Raw genomic sequence first — 18,355 nt, forward strand, 5'->3', positions numbered from 1 at the left:
CGGCGGTTGCCGCGGCTTCTTGACCCGGAGCCCGTTCGTGGGCGATATCGCAGCGCGGGCTCCGGCATGAAATCAGAGGTGTGAACATGGCAGGGATTGGAGAGAGTCGCGGCAAGCGGCTTACCGGCACGTCGCGCAGCCCGTTCGGGCGTACGCTGCTGGCGTGCATGCTGTTGGCCGGCATGACCGGCGCGGCGTGCGCGGAAAAAGGAAAGGCAGCGGCCTTTTCGCAACAGGGTGATGCGTACCAGTTCGGCAACCACAGCATCGTTGCCCGTTGGAAGATCACCGACGGCAAACTCGCCGACATGGTGCTGGCGGATCAGCCCAACCATCAGGAGCTGCCGGTGACGGCACCGGTCGAGTTGACCATGGCTGATGGCAGCAAGCTCGGCGCCGCCCAGCTGAAGGTGCTTTCGGCGCCCAAGGCGAGCAAGCTGAAGGCCAATGCGAAGGCATCGCGACTCGCGGAGCGTTCACCCGGCAACGTCGTGGAAGCGACGTTCGGTGACGCGGACGGGTGCTTCCGCATCGATTGGCAGTGGGTGCAGCGCGAGGGCTCGGATTATCTTCGAGCTATCGTCACCATCACCGCCCTCAAGCAGGACGAGAACATCGGCAAGGTGGCGCTGCTGCAGGCGCAGGCGGCCGACGCTGAAGTGGTCGGCGTCGTGCCGGGCTCGCCGATCGTCGCGGGGCACGATTACTTCGGTTTCGAGCATCCGCTGTCGTCCAGCGAAGTGCACGGCAAGCAGGTGAAGCTGTGGATCGAGCGTGGCCTGCCGTTGCCCAAGGGGCAGTCGATCACGTATTCCGCCGTGGTCGGCGTGACGCACGACAACCAGTTGCGCCGGGACTTCCTCACCTATGTGGAGCGTGAGCGTGCACATCCGTACCGCACCTTCCTGCATTACAACTCGTGGTACGACATTGGCTACTTCACGCCGTACACCGAGGCGCAGGCACTGGATCGCATCCATGCGTTCGGCGAGGAGCTGAAGGTCAAGCGTGGGGTGACCCTCGACTCCTACCTGTTCGATGACGGCTGGGACGACCGCAGCGGCAGCTGGCACTTCAGCAAGGACTTCCCGCACGGCTTCCTGCCGCTGCGCGATGCCGCCGCGACATACGGCGCCGCACCAGGCATGTGGCTGTCGCCCTGGGGGGGCTACGGCAAGCCCAAGGAAGAGCGGGTGAAGAACGGGCAGGCGGCAGGCTACGAGATCATCGACGGTGGCCTGGCGCTGTCTGGTCCGAAGTACTACCAGCGCTTCCACGACGCCGTGATGGAGCTGGTGAAGAACGACGGCATCAACCAGTTCAAGTTCGACGGCACCGGCAACGCGGACAAGGTTTTCCCGGGCAGCCGCTTCAGCAGCGATTTCGATGCGGCGATCCAGCTCATCGACGATCTGCGCGTGGCCAAGCCGGACCTCTATATCAACCTCACCACCGGCACCATGGCGTCCCCGTTCTGGCTGCGCTACGCGGATTCGATCTGGCGCGATGGCGAGGACGACGACCTGGCAGGCGTGGGCACCAAGCGCGAGCGCTGGATCACCTACCGTGACCGTGAGACGTACCACAACATTGTGGTGAAGGGGCCGCTGTACCCGCTCAACTCGCTGATGCTCCACGGCATCATCTACGCGAAGGAGAATCGCCGGCTCAATGCCGACCCGGGCCACGATTTCGCCAACGAAGTGCGTTCGTATTTCGCCACCGGTACGCAGTTGCAGGAGATGTACATCACGCCGGACTTGCTCACCCAGCAGGACTGGGATGTGCTGGCCGAATCGGCGCGCTGGTCTCGCGCCAACGCGGGCGTGTTGAAGGATGTGCATTGGGTCGGTGGCGACCCGGGACGACTGGACGTCTATGGCTGGGCGGCGTGGACGCCTGCCAAGGCTATCGTCACGTTGCGCAATCCCAGCGACAAGCCGCAGCTGGCCGTGATCGATCTGGCGCGTCAGCTGGAGCTTCCGCCGGGGGCGGCGCATCGGTTCAGTGCGCGCAGTCCGTGGAAGGAGGATGCGGGCAAGCCGGCGATGAGTTTCGACGTGGATCAGCCGGGCACGATCACGCTGGCGCCGTTCCAGGTGTTGACGCTGGAGTTGACGCCCGACGCTTCCCACTGAGGGTTCCCTTCGGCTGGCATCCCCCCGCCAGCCCCTTGGTCCTGATGTATCGAGGGACCTGGCCTCGTCGAGAGACGAGGCCTTTTCTTTTCCCGTTGTTGCAGCTCTGGGGTAAGCGGGAACAGCCATGGATGGCTGCGGCCTTGATGAGAGAGGAGAAGGGTGAGGGGGTAATCTGGCCTCACCGCTTCAAACGAGCCGTCACCCCTGAGAAGGCAGGGGTCCAGTGACTTTGCTCTCGGCCTTCGGGGGGCGCTCCCGTAGTCTGGCCGCTTACGCAGCGGGCGTTTCGACCTCCTGCCGGAGGCCGAGTCACTTTTCTTTGCTGGCCCAAAGAAAAGTAACCCAAAGAAATGGCCTCTAAAGCTCCGGTAGCACCGTGTTGAATACAAGCCTTCAAGGCCGAGGTAATCGGCACCGGGCGATCCATCCGACCTGCGGTACGGCTACACCGCAACGCGCCGATGCGCAGAGGTGCTCTGCATTGTGTGGAATACAAGCTTGTCGGTTCCGGAGCCCGGATTGCGACAGGCGCAACGCCTACACACAGCGGCTACCCCGCAACGCGCCGTGGCCAAGAGGGCTTAAAGCAGGTTGCGAATGTGGTTGGTGGCGTGCGAACCACCTTTACATCCGAAACACGCCATACCTCTGCGGCTCAATCGGCGCATTGAGCGACGCGGAGATTGCCAGCCCCAGCACACGACGCGTATCCGCCGGATCAATGATGCCGTCATCCCACAGGCGGGCACTGGCGTAGTAGGGGTGGCCCTGGCGTTCGTACTGGTCGCGGATCGGTGCCTTGAAGGTTTCTTCGTCTTCCGCGCTCCACGATTTGCCACTTGCCTCGATGCCGTCGCGGCGCACCGTCGCCAGCACCGAAGCGGCCTGTTCGCCACCCATCACGCTGATGCGCGAGTTGGGCCACATCCACAGGAAGCGCGCGCCGTAGGCTCGTCCGCACATGGCGTAGTTGCCGGCGCCGAAGCTGCCACCGATCACCACGGTGAACTTGGGCACGTGGGAGCAGGCCACGGCGGTGACCATCTTGGCGCCGTCTTTGGCGATGCCGGCGTTCTCGTACTTTTTACCGACCATGAAGCCGGTGATGTTCTGCAGGAACACCAGCGGCACGTTGCGCTGGTTGCACAGTTCGATGAAGTGCGCGCCCTTGAGGGCCGACTCGGAGAACAGGATGCCGTTGTTGGCGATGATGCCGACCGGGTAGCCGTGGATGTGCGCGAAGCCGCACACCAGGGTCTTGCCGTAGCGCGCCTTGAACTCGTGGAACTCGGAGCCGTCGACGATGCGGGCGATGACCTCGCGGATGTCGAACGGGCGGCGGCTGTCCTGCGGAATGATGCCGTACAGCTCCTCGGCCGCGTACAACGGCTCCGACGGCGCGCGCAGGGCCAGCGGCATGGTTTTCTTGCGGTTGAGGCTGGCGACGATGTCGCGCGCGATGGAGAGCGCGTGGGTGTCGTTCTCGGCGTAGTGGTCCGCCACGCCGGAGACGGACGTATGGACATCCGCACCGCCCAGGGCTTCGGCGTCCACCACCTCGCCGGTGGCCGCCTTCACCAGCGGCGGGCCGCCGAGGAAGATGGTGCCCTGTTCGCGCACGATGATGGTTTCGTCACTCATCGCCGGCACGTAGGCGCCACCGGCGGTGCACGAGCCCATCACCACGGCGATCTGCGGGATGCCCAGGCCGGACATGCGCGCCTGGTTGTAGAAGATGCGGCCGAAGTGCTCCTTGTCGGGGAACACCTCGTCCTGCAGCGGCAGGAAGGCACCGCCCGAATCGACGAGGTAGATGCAGGGCAGGCGGTTCTCCAGCGCAACCTCTTGCGCGCGGAGGTGCTTCTTCACCGTCATCGGGAAATAGGTGCCGCCCTTGACCGTCGCGTCATTGGCGACCACCACCACTTCGATGCCGTTGACGCGGCCGATGCCGGTGATGATGCCGGCGGCCGGCGCCGCATCGTCATACATGCCGTGCGCGGCCAGTGGCGACAGCTCCAGGAACGGCGAGCCCGGATCGAGCAGGGCGCGTATGCGTTCACGCGGCAGCAGCTTGCCGCGCGCGGTGTGCTTTTCGCGGGCCTTCTCGCCGCCACCTTCCGCGCTGCGCGCCAGTTCGCCATGCAGGTCGTCGACCAGTCCTTTCAGCTGCGCGCTGCTGGCCTGGAAGTCCGGGGAGCGGGTATCGATCTGCGACGCGATGACACTCATGAGCTGAAGCTGCCGTTCGTGGGGAGCCCCGGATGATAGCGGTCCGTGCCCGGGGGCTAAATCGGCGTCGCAGCATGAAACCGGGCAGGGCATTGTCCGGTCGTGGGAAAATAGAGGGTCCCGGGGCCGGCCCCGCTTTTCTTGGGCACAAAAAAACGGCCGTCAGGGGCGGCCCTCGCTTTTCCTGGGCACAAAAAAAACGGCTGTCAGGGGCGGCCCTCGCTTTTCTTGGGCACAAAAAAAACGGCTGTCAGGGGCGGCCCTCGCTTTTCTTGGGCACAAAAAAAACCGGCCGCCAGAGGCGGCCGGTTTCTCGAAGTACACGAGTGTACTTAGTGACCTGCGGTCGAAGCGGCAGCCGGAGCAGCAGCGGTCGAAGCCGGGGTCGGAGCCGGCTGTTCGGCCGGGGCAGCTGCCGGAGCAGCAGCGGTCGAAGCAGCGGCCGGAGCCTGCTCTGCCGGAGCAGCAGCAGCCTTCTGGGCCTGGTCAGCAGCCTGCTGAGCCTGGTCAGCCGACTTCTGAGCGTCCTGCGCGGAATCCTGCGCGCCGTTGCTGCAAGCCGCCAGCAGCGCGACGAGCGCAGAGGCGAGAAGGGTACGCGTGAACTTCATGTTGAATCTCCTTTGCCGTGGAATGCCGTTTGGCGGGCGTATTAATAGCGCTTTCGCGGAAAATGCGCCACATCTTTGTGTGACACGGCCAAAAGGGGTTAACCCCCCTTTCATCGGCGGCCGGAGGCCCGGCCGCCGGGGCAGGGGGCTTAGAGCAGCTCTACAGCAACGGCCGTGGCTTCGCCGCCGCCAATGCACAGCGAGGCGACGCCACGCTTGAGGCCGCGAGTTTTCAGAGCATTCAGCAGTGTGACCACCAGTCGCGCGCCGCTGGCGCCGATCGGATGGCCCAGCGCGCAGGCGCCGCCATTGACGTTGATCTTGTCGCGCGGGATGTCCAGCTCGCGCATCGCCGCCATGGCGACCACGGCAAAGGCTTCGTTGACTTCGAACAGGTCGACGTCGCTGACCTTCCAGCCCGCCTTCTCCAGCACCTTGTGCAGGGCGCCGACCGGTGCGGTGGTGAACCATTCGGGTTCCTGCGAATGGGTGGCGTGCGCAACGATGCGGGCGAGGGGTTTGAGACCACGGGCCTTTGCGTCATCCGCCGATAGCAGCACGACCGCGGCGGCGCCGTCGGAGATGCTGGACGAGCTGGCGGCGGTGATGGTGCCGTTTTCCTTGCGGAAGGCCGGCTTCAGGGTCGGGATCTTGCTGACGTCCGAGCGGCCGGGCTGTTCGTCGGTATCCACCTTGACGTCACCCTTGCGGCTGGACACGGTGACCGGGACGATCTCGTCGGCGAAGGCGCCCGAGGCCTGCGCGGCCTTGGCGCGCTCGACCGACTCGGTGGAGAACGTGTCCTGCTCTTCACGGCTGAAGTGGTACTTGTCGGCGCACAGTTCGCCGAACACGCCCATGGCCTTGCCGTCGTACGGGTTGGTCAGGCCGTCCCACGCCATGTGGTCGACCAGCGTGCCGTCGCCGTAGCGGATGCCCGTGCGCGCGTTGACCATGTGCGGCGCGTTGGTCATCGATTCCATGCCGCCGGCGACCACGATAGCGGCCGAACCGGCCTTGATCAGGTCATGACCCAGCATGATGGCCTTCATGCCCGAACCGCACACCTTGTTGACGGTGGTGCAGCCGGCAGCCGGGGGCAGGCCGGCGCCCAGCGCGGCCTGGCGCGCGGGCGCCTGGCCGAGGTTGGCCGGCAGCACGCAGCCCATGATCACTTCGCTGACATCGGTGGGAGCCAGACCGGACTGCTCCAGCGCGGCACGGATGGCGGTGGCACCCAGGGTGGGGGTGGGTACGCCAGTGAACTGGCCGAGGAAGGAGCCAATGGCGGTGCGCTTGGCACCGGCGATGACAACGCTGACGTCCGACATGGGGATCTCCGCAATTACTTGATTGGGGCAGGGCCCCGGTTGAGTCCGTCGATTATCGCAGCCGGCCCCGAGCGGGGGCAAACCGGCCATAGTTGCGATGGCAAAGGGATTCTGGCGGTATTTAGTTGCGATTTCGTTGTGCAAATATGGAGGCGCTCGCGGCAGCCCCAAAGAGGGCGCGGCATATCGGGCGGGAGAGCTTCAACAGGCGTCAGACAGGGCGGGGGCCTTATGAACACGGTGATGCAGGGTTTGCGCTACCGCCGCGGGGCGGTGCTGGTGTGGCTGGCACTTGGCTTGGGCGCCTGTGGCGGCGGGGGCGGTGGAAACAGCAACACGCGACCGGCGCAGCCTCCGGCGGCGCCGCCGCCAGCGGCACCCCCGGCATCGTCGTCCTCGGTGCCACCGCCGCCCATCGATGCGCAGCTCAGCCTTACCAACACGTATGCCGCCCACAACGCCGGCTATACCGGCGCGGGCGTCATCATTGGCGTCGTGGATACCGGTGTGACGTCCACGCACCCCGCGCTGGCCGGGCGTGTGATCAAAGAACTGACCTACGTTGACCCGACCACGAACAACCTCAAGGTGGACGACGTCAACGGCCACGGCACGTTCGTGGCGGAAATCGCGGCGGGCAAGCCGTTCGGACAGTTCGCCGGAGGCATCGCGACGGGCGCGGACATCGTGTCGGCGCGCATCATCGCCGACAACGCGCCCGACGATAACGGTTCGACGCCACCGGCGCCGGTGACTTCGTCCGATGCCGTGCCGCTGGGCCAGGTCAATGCGGACCTGATCGCCAATGGCGTGAAGGTGATGAACAACTCCTGGGGCGGAATCAGCTGGAGTTCGACCGACACGGCCACCACGCAAGGTTTCCACGACGCGTACAGCCCCTTTATCAACAGCTGGGGCGGCCTGGTGGTGTTTGCGGCGGGCAACGACTCGCAGGCGAACCCGAGCACCATCGCCGCGCTGCCCAGCCTGGCGCCCGATCTGGAGAAGGGCTGGCTCACCGTCGTGGCGATCAACAGCAACAGCCCGACGCAACTGGACAGCTATTCCAACAAGTGCGGCATCGCGATGAACTACTGCCTGGGGGCCCCGGGCGACGTGATCGTGAGCGGCAAGAGCGACACCAGCACCGCCAACGAAACCTATTGGATCGTCGAAGGCACCTCGTTGGCCGCGCCGCAGGTATCGGGTGCGGCGGCGCTCGTGTGGCAGGCTTATCCATACTTCACCAATGACCTCGTGCGGCAGACCCTGCTGGGCACGGCCGACCCGCTGGGCGGTTCGCAACCCAATGCCACCTTTGGCTATGGCGAGCTCGATGTCGGCAAGGCGGTGAACGGGCCGGAGCAGTTCAACTGGGGCGATGTCACGGTGAACTTCAGTGGCAGCTCCAACTGGAACAACCCCATTTCCGGCGCGGGTGGCCTGGTCAAGCAGGGCACCGGCACGCTCACGCTGACGCAACCCGCCAGCTATACCGGGCTGACTCAGGTGCAGGGCGGCATGCTGGTGGCCAAGTCACTGGCATCAAGCGTGAGCATCGGCGCGCAGGGCGTGGTGGCCGGCACGCCGTCGATCGGCGGATCGGTGACCAACCAGGGCGTGCTGGCCGTTGCCGGCAACGACGTCACGGTGGGCGGCAACTACGCGCAGCAAGGTGCAGGTCGGCTCGCCGTGTCGCTGGGGTCAGCCTTGCGCGTGACGGGCACGGCGTCGCTCAGCGGCGGTGACCTGTACGTCACCGGCATCAACCAGGGTTACGTGGCGAACTCGCATACGGACGTCCTGACGGCCAATGGCGGCATCTCCGGCACGTTCTCGGCATTGAACGTCGCCACCGGTGTGATGCTCAGCGCCACGCTCAACTACAACCCGACGGACGCGTGGTTGAACGTGAGCCAGGTGCAGGCATCTTCCGTTACCGGCATGACCTATACGCCGGCCTCGTTCGGCGCCGCGCAGCGCGTCGACCTTGCGTTCAACCAGATCAACGCGCAGGTGGGTTCCGGCACCACGGTGACCGGCAACCCGTTGCCGACGTCTTTCATCAACGGTGCGGCCAGCCTGCAACAGACCGCGAGCGTCAGCGCCTTGCAGCAGTCGTTGAGTTCGCTGTCCGGCCAGCTGCATGCGGCCAGCGCCGCGATGACCTTCGATGCGATGGACGCCGGCACGCGCGCCCTGTCGCAACGCTTCGACCAGTTGGGCGACGTGTACGCCACGGGCGGCTGGACGCAGAGCCTGGGCAGCTACGGCAGCATGGGCCGCAGCGGGTACGACAACGTGGGCTACGACCTCAGTGGCTGGATGGTGGGCCAGGACCATCGCGTAGGCAGCAACGGCGTGCTTGGTTTCGCTGTGAGCCAGAGCCAGGATCTTGGACGGCTGGACGAATTCGCCGACCAGGGGCGCAGCCGCGCGGTCGAAGGCATGCTCTACGGCGGCATCGTGCAGAGCCAGTGGTATGCCCTGGGGCGCCTGGGCGTGGGTACGTATCGCGAAGACATGCGCCGTCATCTTGAACTGGGCAGCGATGTGGAAAGCGTCGCCAGCAACGTCAACGGAACCTACGACGTCGCCTATGGGGAAAGCGGGTATCGCATGCGCTGGGGTGAGGTAAGCGTCACGCCCTACGTGAACCTGCAGTACGCCAACATCCGCACGGACGGCTTTGGCGAACTGGGTGGCGACGGCTTCGGCCTGAAGGCTGCCAGCCAGTCCATCGAACGCTGGCAGGGTGGTGCCGGCCTGCGCGCGGGGCGCGACTGGTCGCTATCGGGTGGAGGCCATCTCAGCCTGCAGGCGCACATGCTGTGGCAGGGCGCTTTCAGCATGCGGGGCGACGTGCTCGACGCGAGCTTCGCAGTGCTCAACCAATGGGCGCCCGTGGGCGGCATCGGCCTGTCACGGTATGGCGGTGATGCAGGCCTGAGCCTGGACTGGAGCATCTCGCAGCATTCCCGCCTGTCACTGGGCATGGACCAGTACGTTGCCCAGCATGAGCACGGCAAGATGGATACCCTCGCGTACCGCTTGTCGTTCTGATCCATCCGCCGATCGCCAGGGCAGGATGATGCAGCCGTCCGTGCTTCAGGAGGCGGACGGCTGGCTTGTGGCGAGGTGCAAGACATGTCGGCGGAAGCTTGTGCGAGGACGACCGAAGGAGGCGCACGCGGATGCGGGAAGCGATCCGCCGGTTTGCCGGGGGGTGAGGGGCACAATCTGGCCTCATCGTTCCATCAGTGCCGTCATCCCGGCGCAGGCCGGGATCCAGTTTCTGTAGTGGTCGGTCGTCGCCTCGAGCGATCCCGCGATCGGGCCGCTTACGCAGCGGGCGTTTCGACCTTCTGCCGACGACGCGAAGCTAGTCCCGTGGGAAGGCCGAGTCACTTTTCTTTTGCTGGCCCAAAAGAAAAGTAACCCAAAGAAAATGGCCTTGAGAGCCAGAGCTGGCAGCATTCCGGTGGGATAAGCCAGAGCGGCTGAGGAACGTTGCTGCTTGGCAACCTCCGCCGCTACACCGCGGGTACTGCCTAGCGCTTCGCAACGCGCCGATGCGGCGAGGACTTAACGCGGAGCGTGGTGCCGCGATGCGGAACCTTCTTCCTTGGCCCTAGGTCGGTCACGTTGAACATCCCCTGTCGCTCGTCCTCTCTCTCCCGAGAGAGGACTGGGGTGAGCACCGAGGCACCCCTCCTCTGTAGGAGCGCACCCTGTGCGCGACAAGCCTACGAAGCGGTGATGACGGAACCCTGCGGTCGCGCACTGGGTGCGCTCCTACAAGGAGGGGGCCCGCCAGGTCGAACGAACCGTCATGCGCGACGCCGCGATGTGCCGCGCAGCGGCACGAGCCGTCAGCTTGTCGCTCTTGCTCTCCCCGGGCCCCGTATGAGGCGGCGGGCGGGTGGAGATCAGGCCCCGCAGGGGTGCCAGGGAGGGATCCCTGGCACTTTTCGTCGGGGCAGGATGCCCCGTCGAAAAGCCCGGAACCCGGCCGCGTACCTGGAGGGCGAAGCCCGGAAGGCGCCTCATCCGGGGGGCCCTTCTCTTTGGTTACTTTCTCTTGGGCAAGCAAGAGAAAGTGACCCGGCCTCCGGCAGGAGGTCGGAACGCCCGCTGCGTAAGCGGCCAGGTCGCGGAAGCACAGCAACCGAAGGCCCAGAGCAAAGTCACTGGATCCCCGCTTTCGCGGGGATGACGGTTTCTGTGAAACGGTGAGGCTAGGTTGCCCCTTCACTCCAACCCTTTTCCCGCTACCCCAAGCCACAACCAAGCATGACCGCCCCGCACCCCGCAGGGACCGACGAACCATGCTTCAAAGCGCTTCAGCGCCGATCTCTCCCCTCAGCAGGAAGAAACCACACCCCTCACGCCTTGCCGTGAAACAACTCGCGCCCGATCAACATCCGGCGGATCTCGTTCGTACCCGCGCCGATCTCATATAGCTTCGCATCGCGCAGCAAACGACCTGCCGGGAACTCGTTGATATAGCCGTTGCCGCCCAGCGTCTGGATGGCTTCGAGCGCCACCTTCACCGCGTTCTGCGAGGCGTTGAGCAGGCAGGCGGCGGGGTCGATGCGGGATTTCACGTTGTTGTCGAACTGCTGGGCCACCATGTAGGCGAAACCACGCGAGCTCTGCAGCGCGGTGTACATGTCGGCGATCTTCGCCTGCATCACGCCGAAGGTGCCGATGGGTGCGTTGAACTGCTTGCGTTCGCGCACGTAGGGCAGGGAAATATCCAGCGCCGCCTGCATCAGGCCGATGGGGCCGCCTGACAGCACGAGGCGTTCGGTGTCCAGGCCGCTCATCAGCACGCGCACGCCTTCGTTCACTTCACCCACGATGTTCTCTTCGGGGATTTCGCAATCCTCGAATACCAGTTCGCAGGTGTTGGAGCCGCGCATGCCGAGCTTGTCGAGTTTCTGCGCGGTGCTGAAACCCTTCATGCCCTTTTCGATGATGAAGGCCGTCATGCAGCGGCTGCCGGCGGGACGCGGTGCGGTGCGCATGTAGACCAGCAGCACGTCGGCATCGGGGCCGTTGGTGATCCACATCTTGGAGCCGTTGGCGACCCACACGTCGCCCTTCTTTTCCGCCTTGCAGCTCATCGAGCCGACCACGTCGGAGCCGGCGCCCGGTTCACTCATTGCCAGTGCGCCGACGTACTCGCCGGAGCACAGTTTCGGGATGTACTTGCGACGCTGCGCTTCGTTGCCGTTGTGGAAAATGTTCTGCACGCACAGGTTGGAATGCGCGCCATAGGAAAGGCCGACCGAGCCGGAGGCGCGGGAGATTTCCTCCATCGCCACCATGTGGGCGAGGAAGCCCATGCCGCTGCCGCCGTACTCCTCCGGAATGGTGATGCCGAGCAGGCCCATGTCGCCGAACTTGCGCCACAAGTCGGCAGGGAACAGGTTTTCGCGATCGATATGGTCGGCACGGGGGGCGATCTCCTTCTCGGAAAACGCGTGCACGCTTTCGCGCAGCAGATCGATCTCTTCACCCAGCGGGAACGGACGCATACCAACAACTCCACCATTGCAGAAGAAGGCAATGGTACCGCGCCGTTCGTGACAAGCCGTTGCGCGACGCACAACCGTCAGCCTGGTTTCAGGCGCTGCGCGTGCTGTTAACCGTTTGTATATCCATATTCAGGCGGGCTCCAGCGCGTCGGCCAGCTCTGCCAGCAGGTCGCGCTGGACCAGCACCTGCATCAACTGCCCCAGCACGAGCCGGGTCGTATCGTCGGTGGCCTGCGCCGCCAGCGGTTCCAGCCATGCGGCGTCGTCCGTCGCGGTCTGCGCGGTGAGTCCGTTCGCCAGTGCATCGCCGAATTGCGCCAGCGCGTCGACCGCGACCTTGCCGGCCCTGGCCACCGCATCGCGTGCAGCCGGGGAGGCGATGGCCTCCCGGTTCGCGCCAAGCGCGGAAAGCTGGCCCAGCAAGGTGTGTGCCGCGGACAGAAAACGCAGCAGTGTTTCCGTGCCGCGCCGGTGCCGTCCGGGCTCGCGCAGCATGTTGGCGAGCACGGTGCTCAACATGGCATTCGCGTTGTGCGCGTCGCGCCGTGCAATGCGGTAGTCCAGGTCGTCGCGTCGGCCGCTGCCGTACTGGCGCATGATCTGCTCCAGGTAACGTGCATCGCTGCGCACCATGTCCGCCAGCACGTCGTCGAAGCGGCGGCCCTGCCAGTCGGGCAGCACGAATCTCATGGCGAGCGCGGCGATGGCGGTGCCGATCAGTGTGTCGAGCAGGCGCGGCCACATCACGTCATAGCCGCTGCCGACCTGGTTGAAGCAGAGCACCACGAACAGGGTGATGGCGGCGGTGGCCGTGGTGTAGCGGCGCAGGCGCGTGGCGAAGAACACCACACCGGAGAGCACCATCAGCAGCATTTGCCACGGACCAAAAGGCGCGAGCCGGAGTGTCGCCCAGCCAAGCACGAGGCCGGCGATGGTGCCCGCCACGCGCTGCGCGAGCCGCCTGCGCGTCGCGCCATAACTGGGCTGACAGACCAGCAGGGTGGTCAGCAAGATCCAGTAGCCATGGGTGGGATGCACCGCGTGCAGCACGGCGTAACCGACCAGCAGGGCCAGCCCCAGCCGCAGCGCGTGCCGGAAGCGGAATGAACGCGGCGTCAGCTGCATACGGATGCGTTCCCACGCGTCGCGCCATGTCTGGGGCTCGGGGTTTTGCAGCACGCGTTCCTGCCTGTTGCCTGGCAGCTCCCCTGGGGTGTCGTTTGCCAGCTGCTGCTGGATGGCAGCGACATTGCGGATCAGCGCGTCGAGCGCCCGCAGCAGATGGGCGGCGGGAGGATGCGGCTGCTCGCGCAAGGCCGCCAACGCGCCATGCAGGTCCTGCACCGTCGCTTCGCTCAGGATGTTGGCGGCGGGGCGGGTCTGCAGGCGCAGGGCGCTCGCGCGCTGTCGGCAGGTGCCTGCCTCCAGTCGCAGCAGGTGCTCGCAGCGAAACAGCACATCGCTGTGGAACAACGCGTCGACAAGCGCGTCGTAGGGGTAGTGGGCGGAGCTGATGCGTTCGTGGATGTCCTGCGCAAGGAAGTACATCTGCAGGCGCGTCGCCGTCGCGCCTCGTGGGCGTCGGGCACCGATGCGGTCCACCAGCATCAGCCGCGTGTCGTTGAGCGCATCGACCACGCGTTCGTTCTGCATCGCCAGCGACCATTGCATCGCTTCGCGATCGACGCCGTGGACAGGGGTGAAAAGTGCGGCTTTGCCTTCCAGGTAATCCGCGAGCGCATCGAACAGCCGAGCCAGCGACAGGCGCAATGCCTGCTGCGGGGCCAGGATGCTCCACAGCAGGGAGAGCACGCCGTACCAGGCAGCGCCTGCCAGCAGGAGCAGCGGCTGGTACCACCACGGGCCGGCGTGGGCCTGGTCCGTGCCTATCATGGTGTAGACGGCGAGCAGCAGCGTGGCTCCCGCAACGGTCGCATAGCGCTCGCTGGCCGCGCCCAGCATCACCAGGGCGAAGGTGGAGAGCGGCAATCCGATAGCAAACAGCACGGGATAGTGGAACAGCCATTGCACGGAGAACGCGGAGATGGCGAAGCAGGCCAGCGTCAGCAGCAAGGTGGTGAGGCGATTGCGCCAGTGGTCTTCGGTTTCGGCGAGGGCGCAGGCGATGACGCCGAGCAGGATGGAGACGACGTCGTTGATGCGGCCGCTGCCGTAGCTCCAGGCTGCCGCGCCACCCAGCGCGAGGAGTACGCGCACGCATTCGGCGTAGCGGTCGGAGCCGCGGAGGCGGCGCCAGCGGTGGGTGAGGGAGGTGGGCATGGGGGGAGCATACGATGTCGTTGCTCTTTTTTAGGTGCTCACTTTGTGTGCGGTCGCGGGATGGGGCCTGGGTGAATGGTTGTTGGGAGGTTTTCTTGTTCTGCGGGAAGGGGCTGCTGGGGGAATGACATGCGCGGAGCGCATGCGGGCAGTTCAGCTCCATCGTCCTTTCGGGGTGAGGGGCAATCTAGCCTCACGACTTCCTAAGCACCGTCATCCCGGCGCAGGCCGGGATCCAGTGACTTTGCGTTTGGTCTTCGCCTCGTGCGTGACCGCGATCTGGCCGCTTACGCAGCGGGCGTTTCGACCTTCTGCCGAAGGCCGAGTCACTTTTCTTTTGCTGGCCCAAAGATCCCACGGGGACTAGCTTCGCGTCGAAAGTAACCCAAAGAAAATGGCCTGAAGAGCCAGAGCTGGCAGCATTCCGATGGGATAAACCCGAACTGTCGAGGAACGTTGCTGCATGGCAACCTCCTCCTCTACACAGCAGGTACTTCCAAGCGCTTCGCAACGCGCCATGGCGATGAGGACTTAAAGCGGCGCCTCGCTTCACTTTGGCCCTGACGGGACCCGCACGGCCGCCCGCTTTTCTGTGGGAGCGCACCCTGTGCGCGACAAGCCAACGGAGCGGTGAGTACGAGACACCGCAGTCGCGCACAGGGTGCGCTCCCACAAGAGTCCCGCGACCTTGGGATGCTCCGCTGACGGCTCGGGCTCTTGCTTCGGCTTTTGGCTTTTGACTTACCGGGTCCCCGTATGACGCGGCGGGCGGGTGGAGATCAGGCCCCGCAGGGGAGCCAGGGATGGATCCCTGGCACTTTTCGTCGGGGCAGGAGCCCCGTCGAAAAGCCCGGAACCCGTCCGCGAACCTGGATGGCCAAAGGCCCAGAAGGCGCGTCATCCGGGTGGCCTTTTCTTTTGGTTACTTTCGACGCGAAGCTAGTCCCCGTGGGATCTTTGGGCAAGCAAAGAAAAGTGACCCGGCCTCCGGCAGCAGTTCGGAAGCTCGCGGCAGGCGAGCCAAGTCGCGGGAGCGCCTGAGGCGACAACCGACCACTATCACTACTGGATGACCAGCCTCCGGCTGTTGTGAAGCGCCTCCGACCCTTGCCCCTTTTCGGGGTGCGCCGGGATGAAGGCTGAAGAACGAAACGGTGAGGCCAGGTTGCCCCATCACCCCAACCCTCTCCTCACTCCCCAACGCCGCCCGCATCCACGGCTGCTCCCAAGTACCCCAACGGAACGCGCGGGCAAAAGCCCCCATACCGCCGACACCAAACACCAAACCCCGCTAAAAACACCCAAAAAAACGCCGGCACGAGGCCGGCGTTTTCATCAAACCAACACCCTGAAACTTACTGACCGCGCATGCGGCCAGCAAAGCGCGGACCGTGGTCACCCATGGTCGGCAGCTTGATCTTGCCGATGGCATCGATGCGCTCTTCGGCCAGGCGGTCGGCGGCCTTGTAGGTCGGCACGCCCTGCGTCTTCGAGATTTCGAAGATGCGGCCCAGGTTGTAGTAGATCGTGCGCATCATGCGCATGGCGCGTTCGCGGTTGTAACCGTCGATTTCCAGCGAGACGTTCATCACGCCGCCCGCGTTCACGGCATAGTCCGGGGCGTACAGCACGCCGCGACGCTGCAGTTCGTCGCCGATGGCGTCGGTGGCGAGCTGGTTGTTGGCCGCGCCGCAGATGATCTTGGCCTTGATGCGGTCAATGGTCTGCTCGTTGAGCGTGCCGCCCAGCGCGCACGGCGAGTACACGTCGGCGTCGACGTCGTAGATCTCGTCCAGGCCCACGGCTTCGCAGCCCAGTTCGTCGACGCAGCGCTGCACGGCATCCTTGTTGATGTCGGTGACGAACACCTTGGCGCCCTGTTCGCGCAGCAGCTTGATGAACTCGCTGCCCACGTGGCCGCAGCCCTGCACGGCGTAGCTGTACTTGCCCACGTCTTCGTTGCCGTGCTTGACCTGCAGCGCGGCCATCAGGCCCTGCAGGGTGCCGAACGCGGTGAACGGCGACGGGTCGCCGGAGCCGCCGTGCACCTGGTGCACGCCGGTCACGTATTCGGTTTCACGGAACACGTATTCCATGTCGTTGACGTCGATGCCGACGTCTTCGGCCGTGATGTAGCGGCCGTTGAGCGAGTTGACGAAGCGGCCGAACGCGCGGAACAGCGCCTCGGACTTGTCCTTGCTCGGGTCGCCGATGATGACGGCCTTGCCACCGCCCAGGTTCAGGCCGGCCACGGCGTTCTTGTAGGTCATGCCGCGGGACAGGCGCAGCACGTCGTTCACCGCGTCCTGCTCGCTCTTGTACGGCCACATGCGCAGGCCGCCGAGCGAGGGGCCCAGCACCGTGTTGTGGATCGCGATGATGGCCTTCAGGCCGGCGTCCTGGTTGTGGCAGAAGACGACTTCTTCGTGACCCGTTTTGGCGATGGTTTCGAAAATCATTGGAACGGAGACTCCACGTTTGGCGGTGCTGTGGGGACGGGCATCCGCAGGAATGGAGGCGGGGTTCGATCCAGTGCGGCCCCGCCAGGACTAACAACTAAAGCCTTAAAGTCAAAACCCCGACCAGTGGTCGGGGCGGTGAATTTAGTTCGATAGTTTAGTACGTCCCCGTGACAAGGGTTGTTGCGATGCCGCAAGTGGTTGGCGTATGGGGAAATTCCCTTCGCCTCAACCCCCGCGCCGGGCGGGAAGGCCGCTCGTGTCGCAGGTTGTCGCGCCGGCAGGGGCGGGGGGGGCGAAGCAGGGCGCCGGTCAACTGACGATGGCAAGCCGGCTGTTGCGACGCCCGTAGGCCAGGTACAGCACGCACCCCAGCACCAGCCAGACGCCGAAACGGACATAGGTGATCCACGGCAGGCCCCAGATCAGCCAGCAGGAGAAGATCACGCCGATCAGCGGTACCAGTGGTACCAGCGGCGTGCGGAAGGGGCGGTGCAGGTCGGGCTGGCGCCAGCGCAGCACGGCCACTGCCGAGCAGATGACGATGAACGCGCCGAGGACGCCGATGTTCACCAGCTTGGCCAGTTCATCCAGCGGAAACAGCCCCGCGGCGACGGCGGTGACGCTGCCCAGCAGCAGCGTGGAGCGATGGGGTGTGCGCCAGCGCGGGTGCACCGCTGCAAACCAGCCGGGCAGCAAGCCGTCGCGACCCAGGCTGAAGCCAATGCGCGCGCCGGCCAGCAGGTTGGCGAAGATCACGCTGGTGATGCCGCACACCGAGGCCAGCGAAATCACCACCATCGCCCACGGCAGGCCGATGCGGATGAACGCGTTTGCCACCGGCGCCGGGTTGTCCAGCGTCTGGTACGGCACGATGCCTGTGAGCACCAGGCAGATCGCGATGTACAGGATCATGGCAATGCCCAGCGACAGCAGTACCGCGCGGGGCAGGTCGCGTTGCGGGTTGCGCGACTCCTCCGCCGCCGTGGTCAGCATGTCGTAGCCGAACACCGCGAAGAACACCACGGCGGCGCCCGTCACCACGCCGTGCATGCCGAAGGGCATGAAGGGGTGCCAGCGGTCCGGTTTCACGTAGGCGGCGCCTGCAATGACGATGAGCGCCGCTCCGGCGATCTTGATCGCGACGATCAACGTATTGAAACGCGCACCCCATTCCATGCGCACGGCGAGCAACGCGGTGATAAGTACCGAGATGAGCACGGCGGGAAGATTCACCACGCCCCCCGGCGTACTGCCCCAGGCACCGCTGGCCCATGCCGGGAGGGGAATACCTGCGGCATCGAGCAGTGCCTGCATGTAGCCGGACCAGCCCACGGCCACGACGGCGGCGATCAGCGCGTATTCCAGCAAGAGGTCCCAGCCGATAATCCAGCCCGCGAATTCGCCCAGCACGGCATAGCCATACGTATAGGCGCTGCCGGACACCGGGATGAGTCCGGCGAACTCCGCATAGCACAACGCCGCCGCCGCGCTGGCGATGCCCGCGAGGATGAAGGACACCAGCACCGCCGGGCCGGCCTGTGTGGCCGCCACCGTGCCGGTGAGCACGAAAATGCCCACGCCGATGATGCCGCCCAGGCCAATGGCCGTCAGTTGCCACAGGCCGAGCACGCGGCGCAGACCGCTACCGCCCTTGGCGGCGTCACCTTGCAAGGTCTCCACCGGCTTTCGCCGCAGCATGTCGTCGATCAGGCTCATCGGTGTCTCCCCCGGCAAAGAAAGCATGTTCTGGTTATT

The 18,355-nt window shown here is 65.3% G+C and carries 9 protein-coding genes; 2 read left to right on the forward strand and 7 right to left on the reverse strand.

What is annotated here, in order from left to right:
* The first annotated feature begins 86 nt into the window (after nt 1-86).
* Nucleotides 87-2,138 (forward strand): enterotoxin, encoded by a 2,052-nt coding sequence (locus tag HY57_RS09610; protein ID WP_038580828.1) that lies wholly within the window; start codon nt 87-89, stop codon nt 2,136-2,138.
* A gap of 627 nt (nt 2,139-2,765) precedes the next feature.
* On the opposite strand, the gene HY57_RS09615 is transcribed toward HY57_RS09610, so the two are convergent.
* The 3 genes from HY57_RS09615 to HY57_RS09625 form a co-directional block, all read right to left on the reverse strand.
* A complete protein-coding gene (locus tag HY57_RS09615; RefSeq protein ID WP_019463616.1) occupies nt 2,766-4,373 on the reverse strand; it encodes a carboxyl transferase domain-containing protein in 1,608 nt (535 codons plus the stop codon).
* A 332-nt stretch (nt 4,374-4,705) separates the two neighbouring features.
* Nucleotides 4,706-4,984: a hypothetical protein gene (locus tag HY57_RS09620; RefSeq protein WP_019463617.1), complete on the reverse strand. Its 279-nt coding sequence runs from the start codon at nt 4,982-4,984 to the stop codon at nt 4,706-4,708.
* 149 nt (nt 4,985-5,133) lie between these two features.
* Nucleotides 5,134-6,315: an acetyl-CoA C-acyltransferase gene (locus HY57_RS09625; protein WP_019463618.1), complete on the reverse strand. Its 1,182-nt coding sequence runs from the start codon at nt 6,313-6,315 to the stop codon at nt 5,134-5,136.
* A gap of 231 nt (nt 6,316-6,546) precedes the next feature.
* On the opposite strand from HY57_RS09625, the gene HY57_RS09630 reads away from it, so the two are divergent.
* Complete coding sequence (locus HY57_RS09630; protein WP_019463619.1) at nt 6,547-9,378, forward strand: autotransporter serine protease; 2,832 nt, start codon at nt 6,547-6,549, stop codon at nt 9,376-9,378.
* Nucleotides 9,379-10,700: 1,322 nt separating this feature from the next.
* Here HY57_RS09630 and HY57_RS09635 read toward each other — a convergent pair.
* From HY57_RS09635 to HY57_RS09650, 4 genes are all read right to left on the reverse strand, one after another.
* Nucleotides 10,701-11,858, reverse strand: a complete 1,158-nt coding sequence (locus HY57_RS09635; protein ID WP_038579594.1) for an isovaleryl-CoA dehydrogenase — start codon at nt 11,856-11,858, stop codon at nt 10,701-10,703.
* 129 nt (nt 11,859-11,987) lie between these two features.
* A complete protein-coding gene (yccS, locus tag HY57_RS09640; protein WP_038579597.1) occupies nt 11,988-14,138 on the reverse strand; it encodes a YccS family putative transporter in 2,151 nt (716 codons plus the stop codon).
* A gap of 1,355 nt (nt 14,139-15,493) precedes the next feature.
* The gene (locus HY57_RS09645) at nt 15,494-16,597 is read right to left on the reverse strand and encodes a Glu/Leu/Phe/Val dehydrogenase dimerization domain-containing protein (RefSeq protein ID WP_019464224.1); all 1,104 of its coding nucleotides are present in this window, start codon (nt 16,595-16,597) and stop codon (nt 15,494-15,496) included.
* A 312-nt stretch (nt 16,598-16,909) separates the two neighbouring features.
* Nucleotides 16,910-18,316 (reverse strand): amino acid permease, encoded by a 1,407-nt coding sequence (locus tag HY57_RS09650; RefSeq protein ID WP_019464223.1) that lies wholly within the window; start codon nt 18,314-18,316, stop codon nt 16,910-16,912.
* Nucleotides 18,317-18,355: the final 39 nt, after the last annotated feature.

The sequence above is a fragment of the Dyella japonica A8 genome (assembly GCF_000725385.1).
GTDB lineage: Bacteria > Pseudomonadota > Gammaproteobacteria > Xanthomonadales > Rhodanobacteraceae > Dyella > Dyella japonica_C.

Excerpts from the sequence above, each read along its gene's own strand:
- HY57_RS09610 (WP_038580828.1), top strand. The coding sequence starts at position 87 with ATGGCAGGGATTGGAGAGAGTCGCGGCAAGCGGCTTACCGGCACGTCG.
- HY57_RS09615 (WP_019463616.1), bottom strand. The coding sequence starts at position 4,373 with ATGAGTGTCATCGCGTCGCAGATCGATACCCGCTCCCCGGACTTCCAG.
- HY57_RS09620 (WP_019463617.1), bottom strand. The coding sequence starts at position 4,984 with ATGAAGTTCACGCGTACCCTTCTCGCCTCTGCGCTCGTCGCGCTGCTG.
- HY57_RS09625 (WP_019463618.1), bottom strand. The coding sequence starts at position 6,315 with ATGTCGGACGTCAGCGTTGTCATCGCCGGTGCCAAGCGCACCGCCATT.
- HY57_RS09630 (WP_019463619.1), top strand. The coding sequence starts at position 6,547 with ATGAACACGGTGATGCAGGGTTTGCGCTACCGCCGCGGGGCGGTGCTG.
- HY57_RS09635 (WP_038579594.1), bottom strand. The coding sequence starts at position 11,858 with ATGCGTCCGTTCCCGCTGGGTGAAGAGATCGATCTGCTGCGCGAAAGC.
- yccS (WP_038579597.1), bottom strand. The coding sequence starts at position 14,138 with ATGCCCACCTCCCTCACCCACCGCTGGCGCCGCCTCCGCGGCTCCGAC.
- HY57_RS09645 (WP_019464224.1), bottom strand. The coding sequence starts at position 16,597 with ATGATTTTCGAAACCATCGCCAAAACGGGTCACGAAGAAGTCGTCTTC.
- HY57_RS09650 (WP_019464223.1), bottom strand. The coding sequence starts at position 18,316 with ATGAGCCTGATCGACGACATGCTGCGGCGAAAGCCGGTGGAGACCTTG.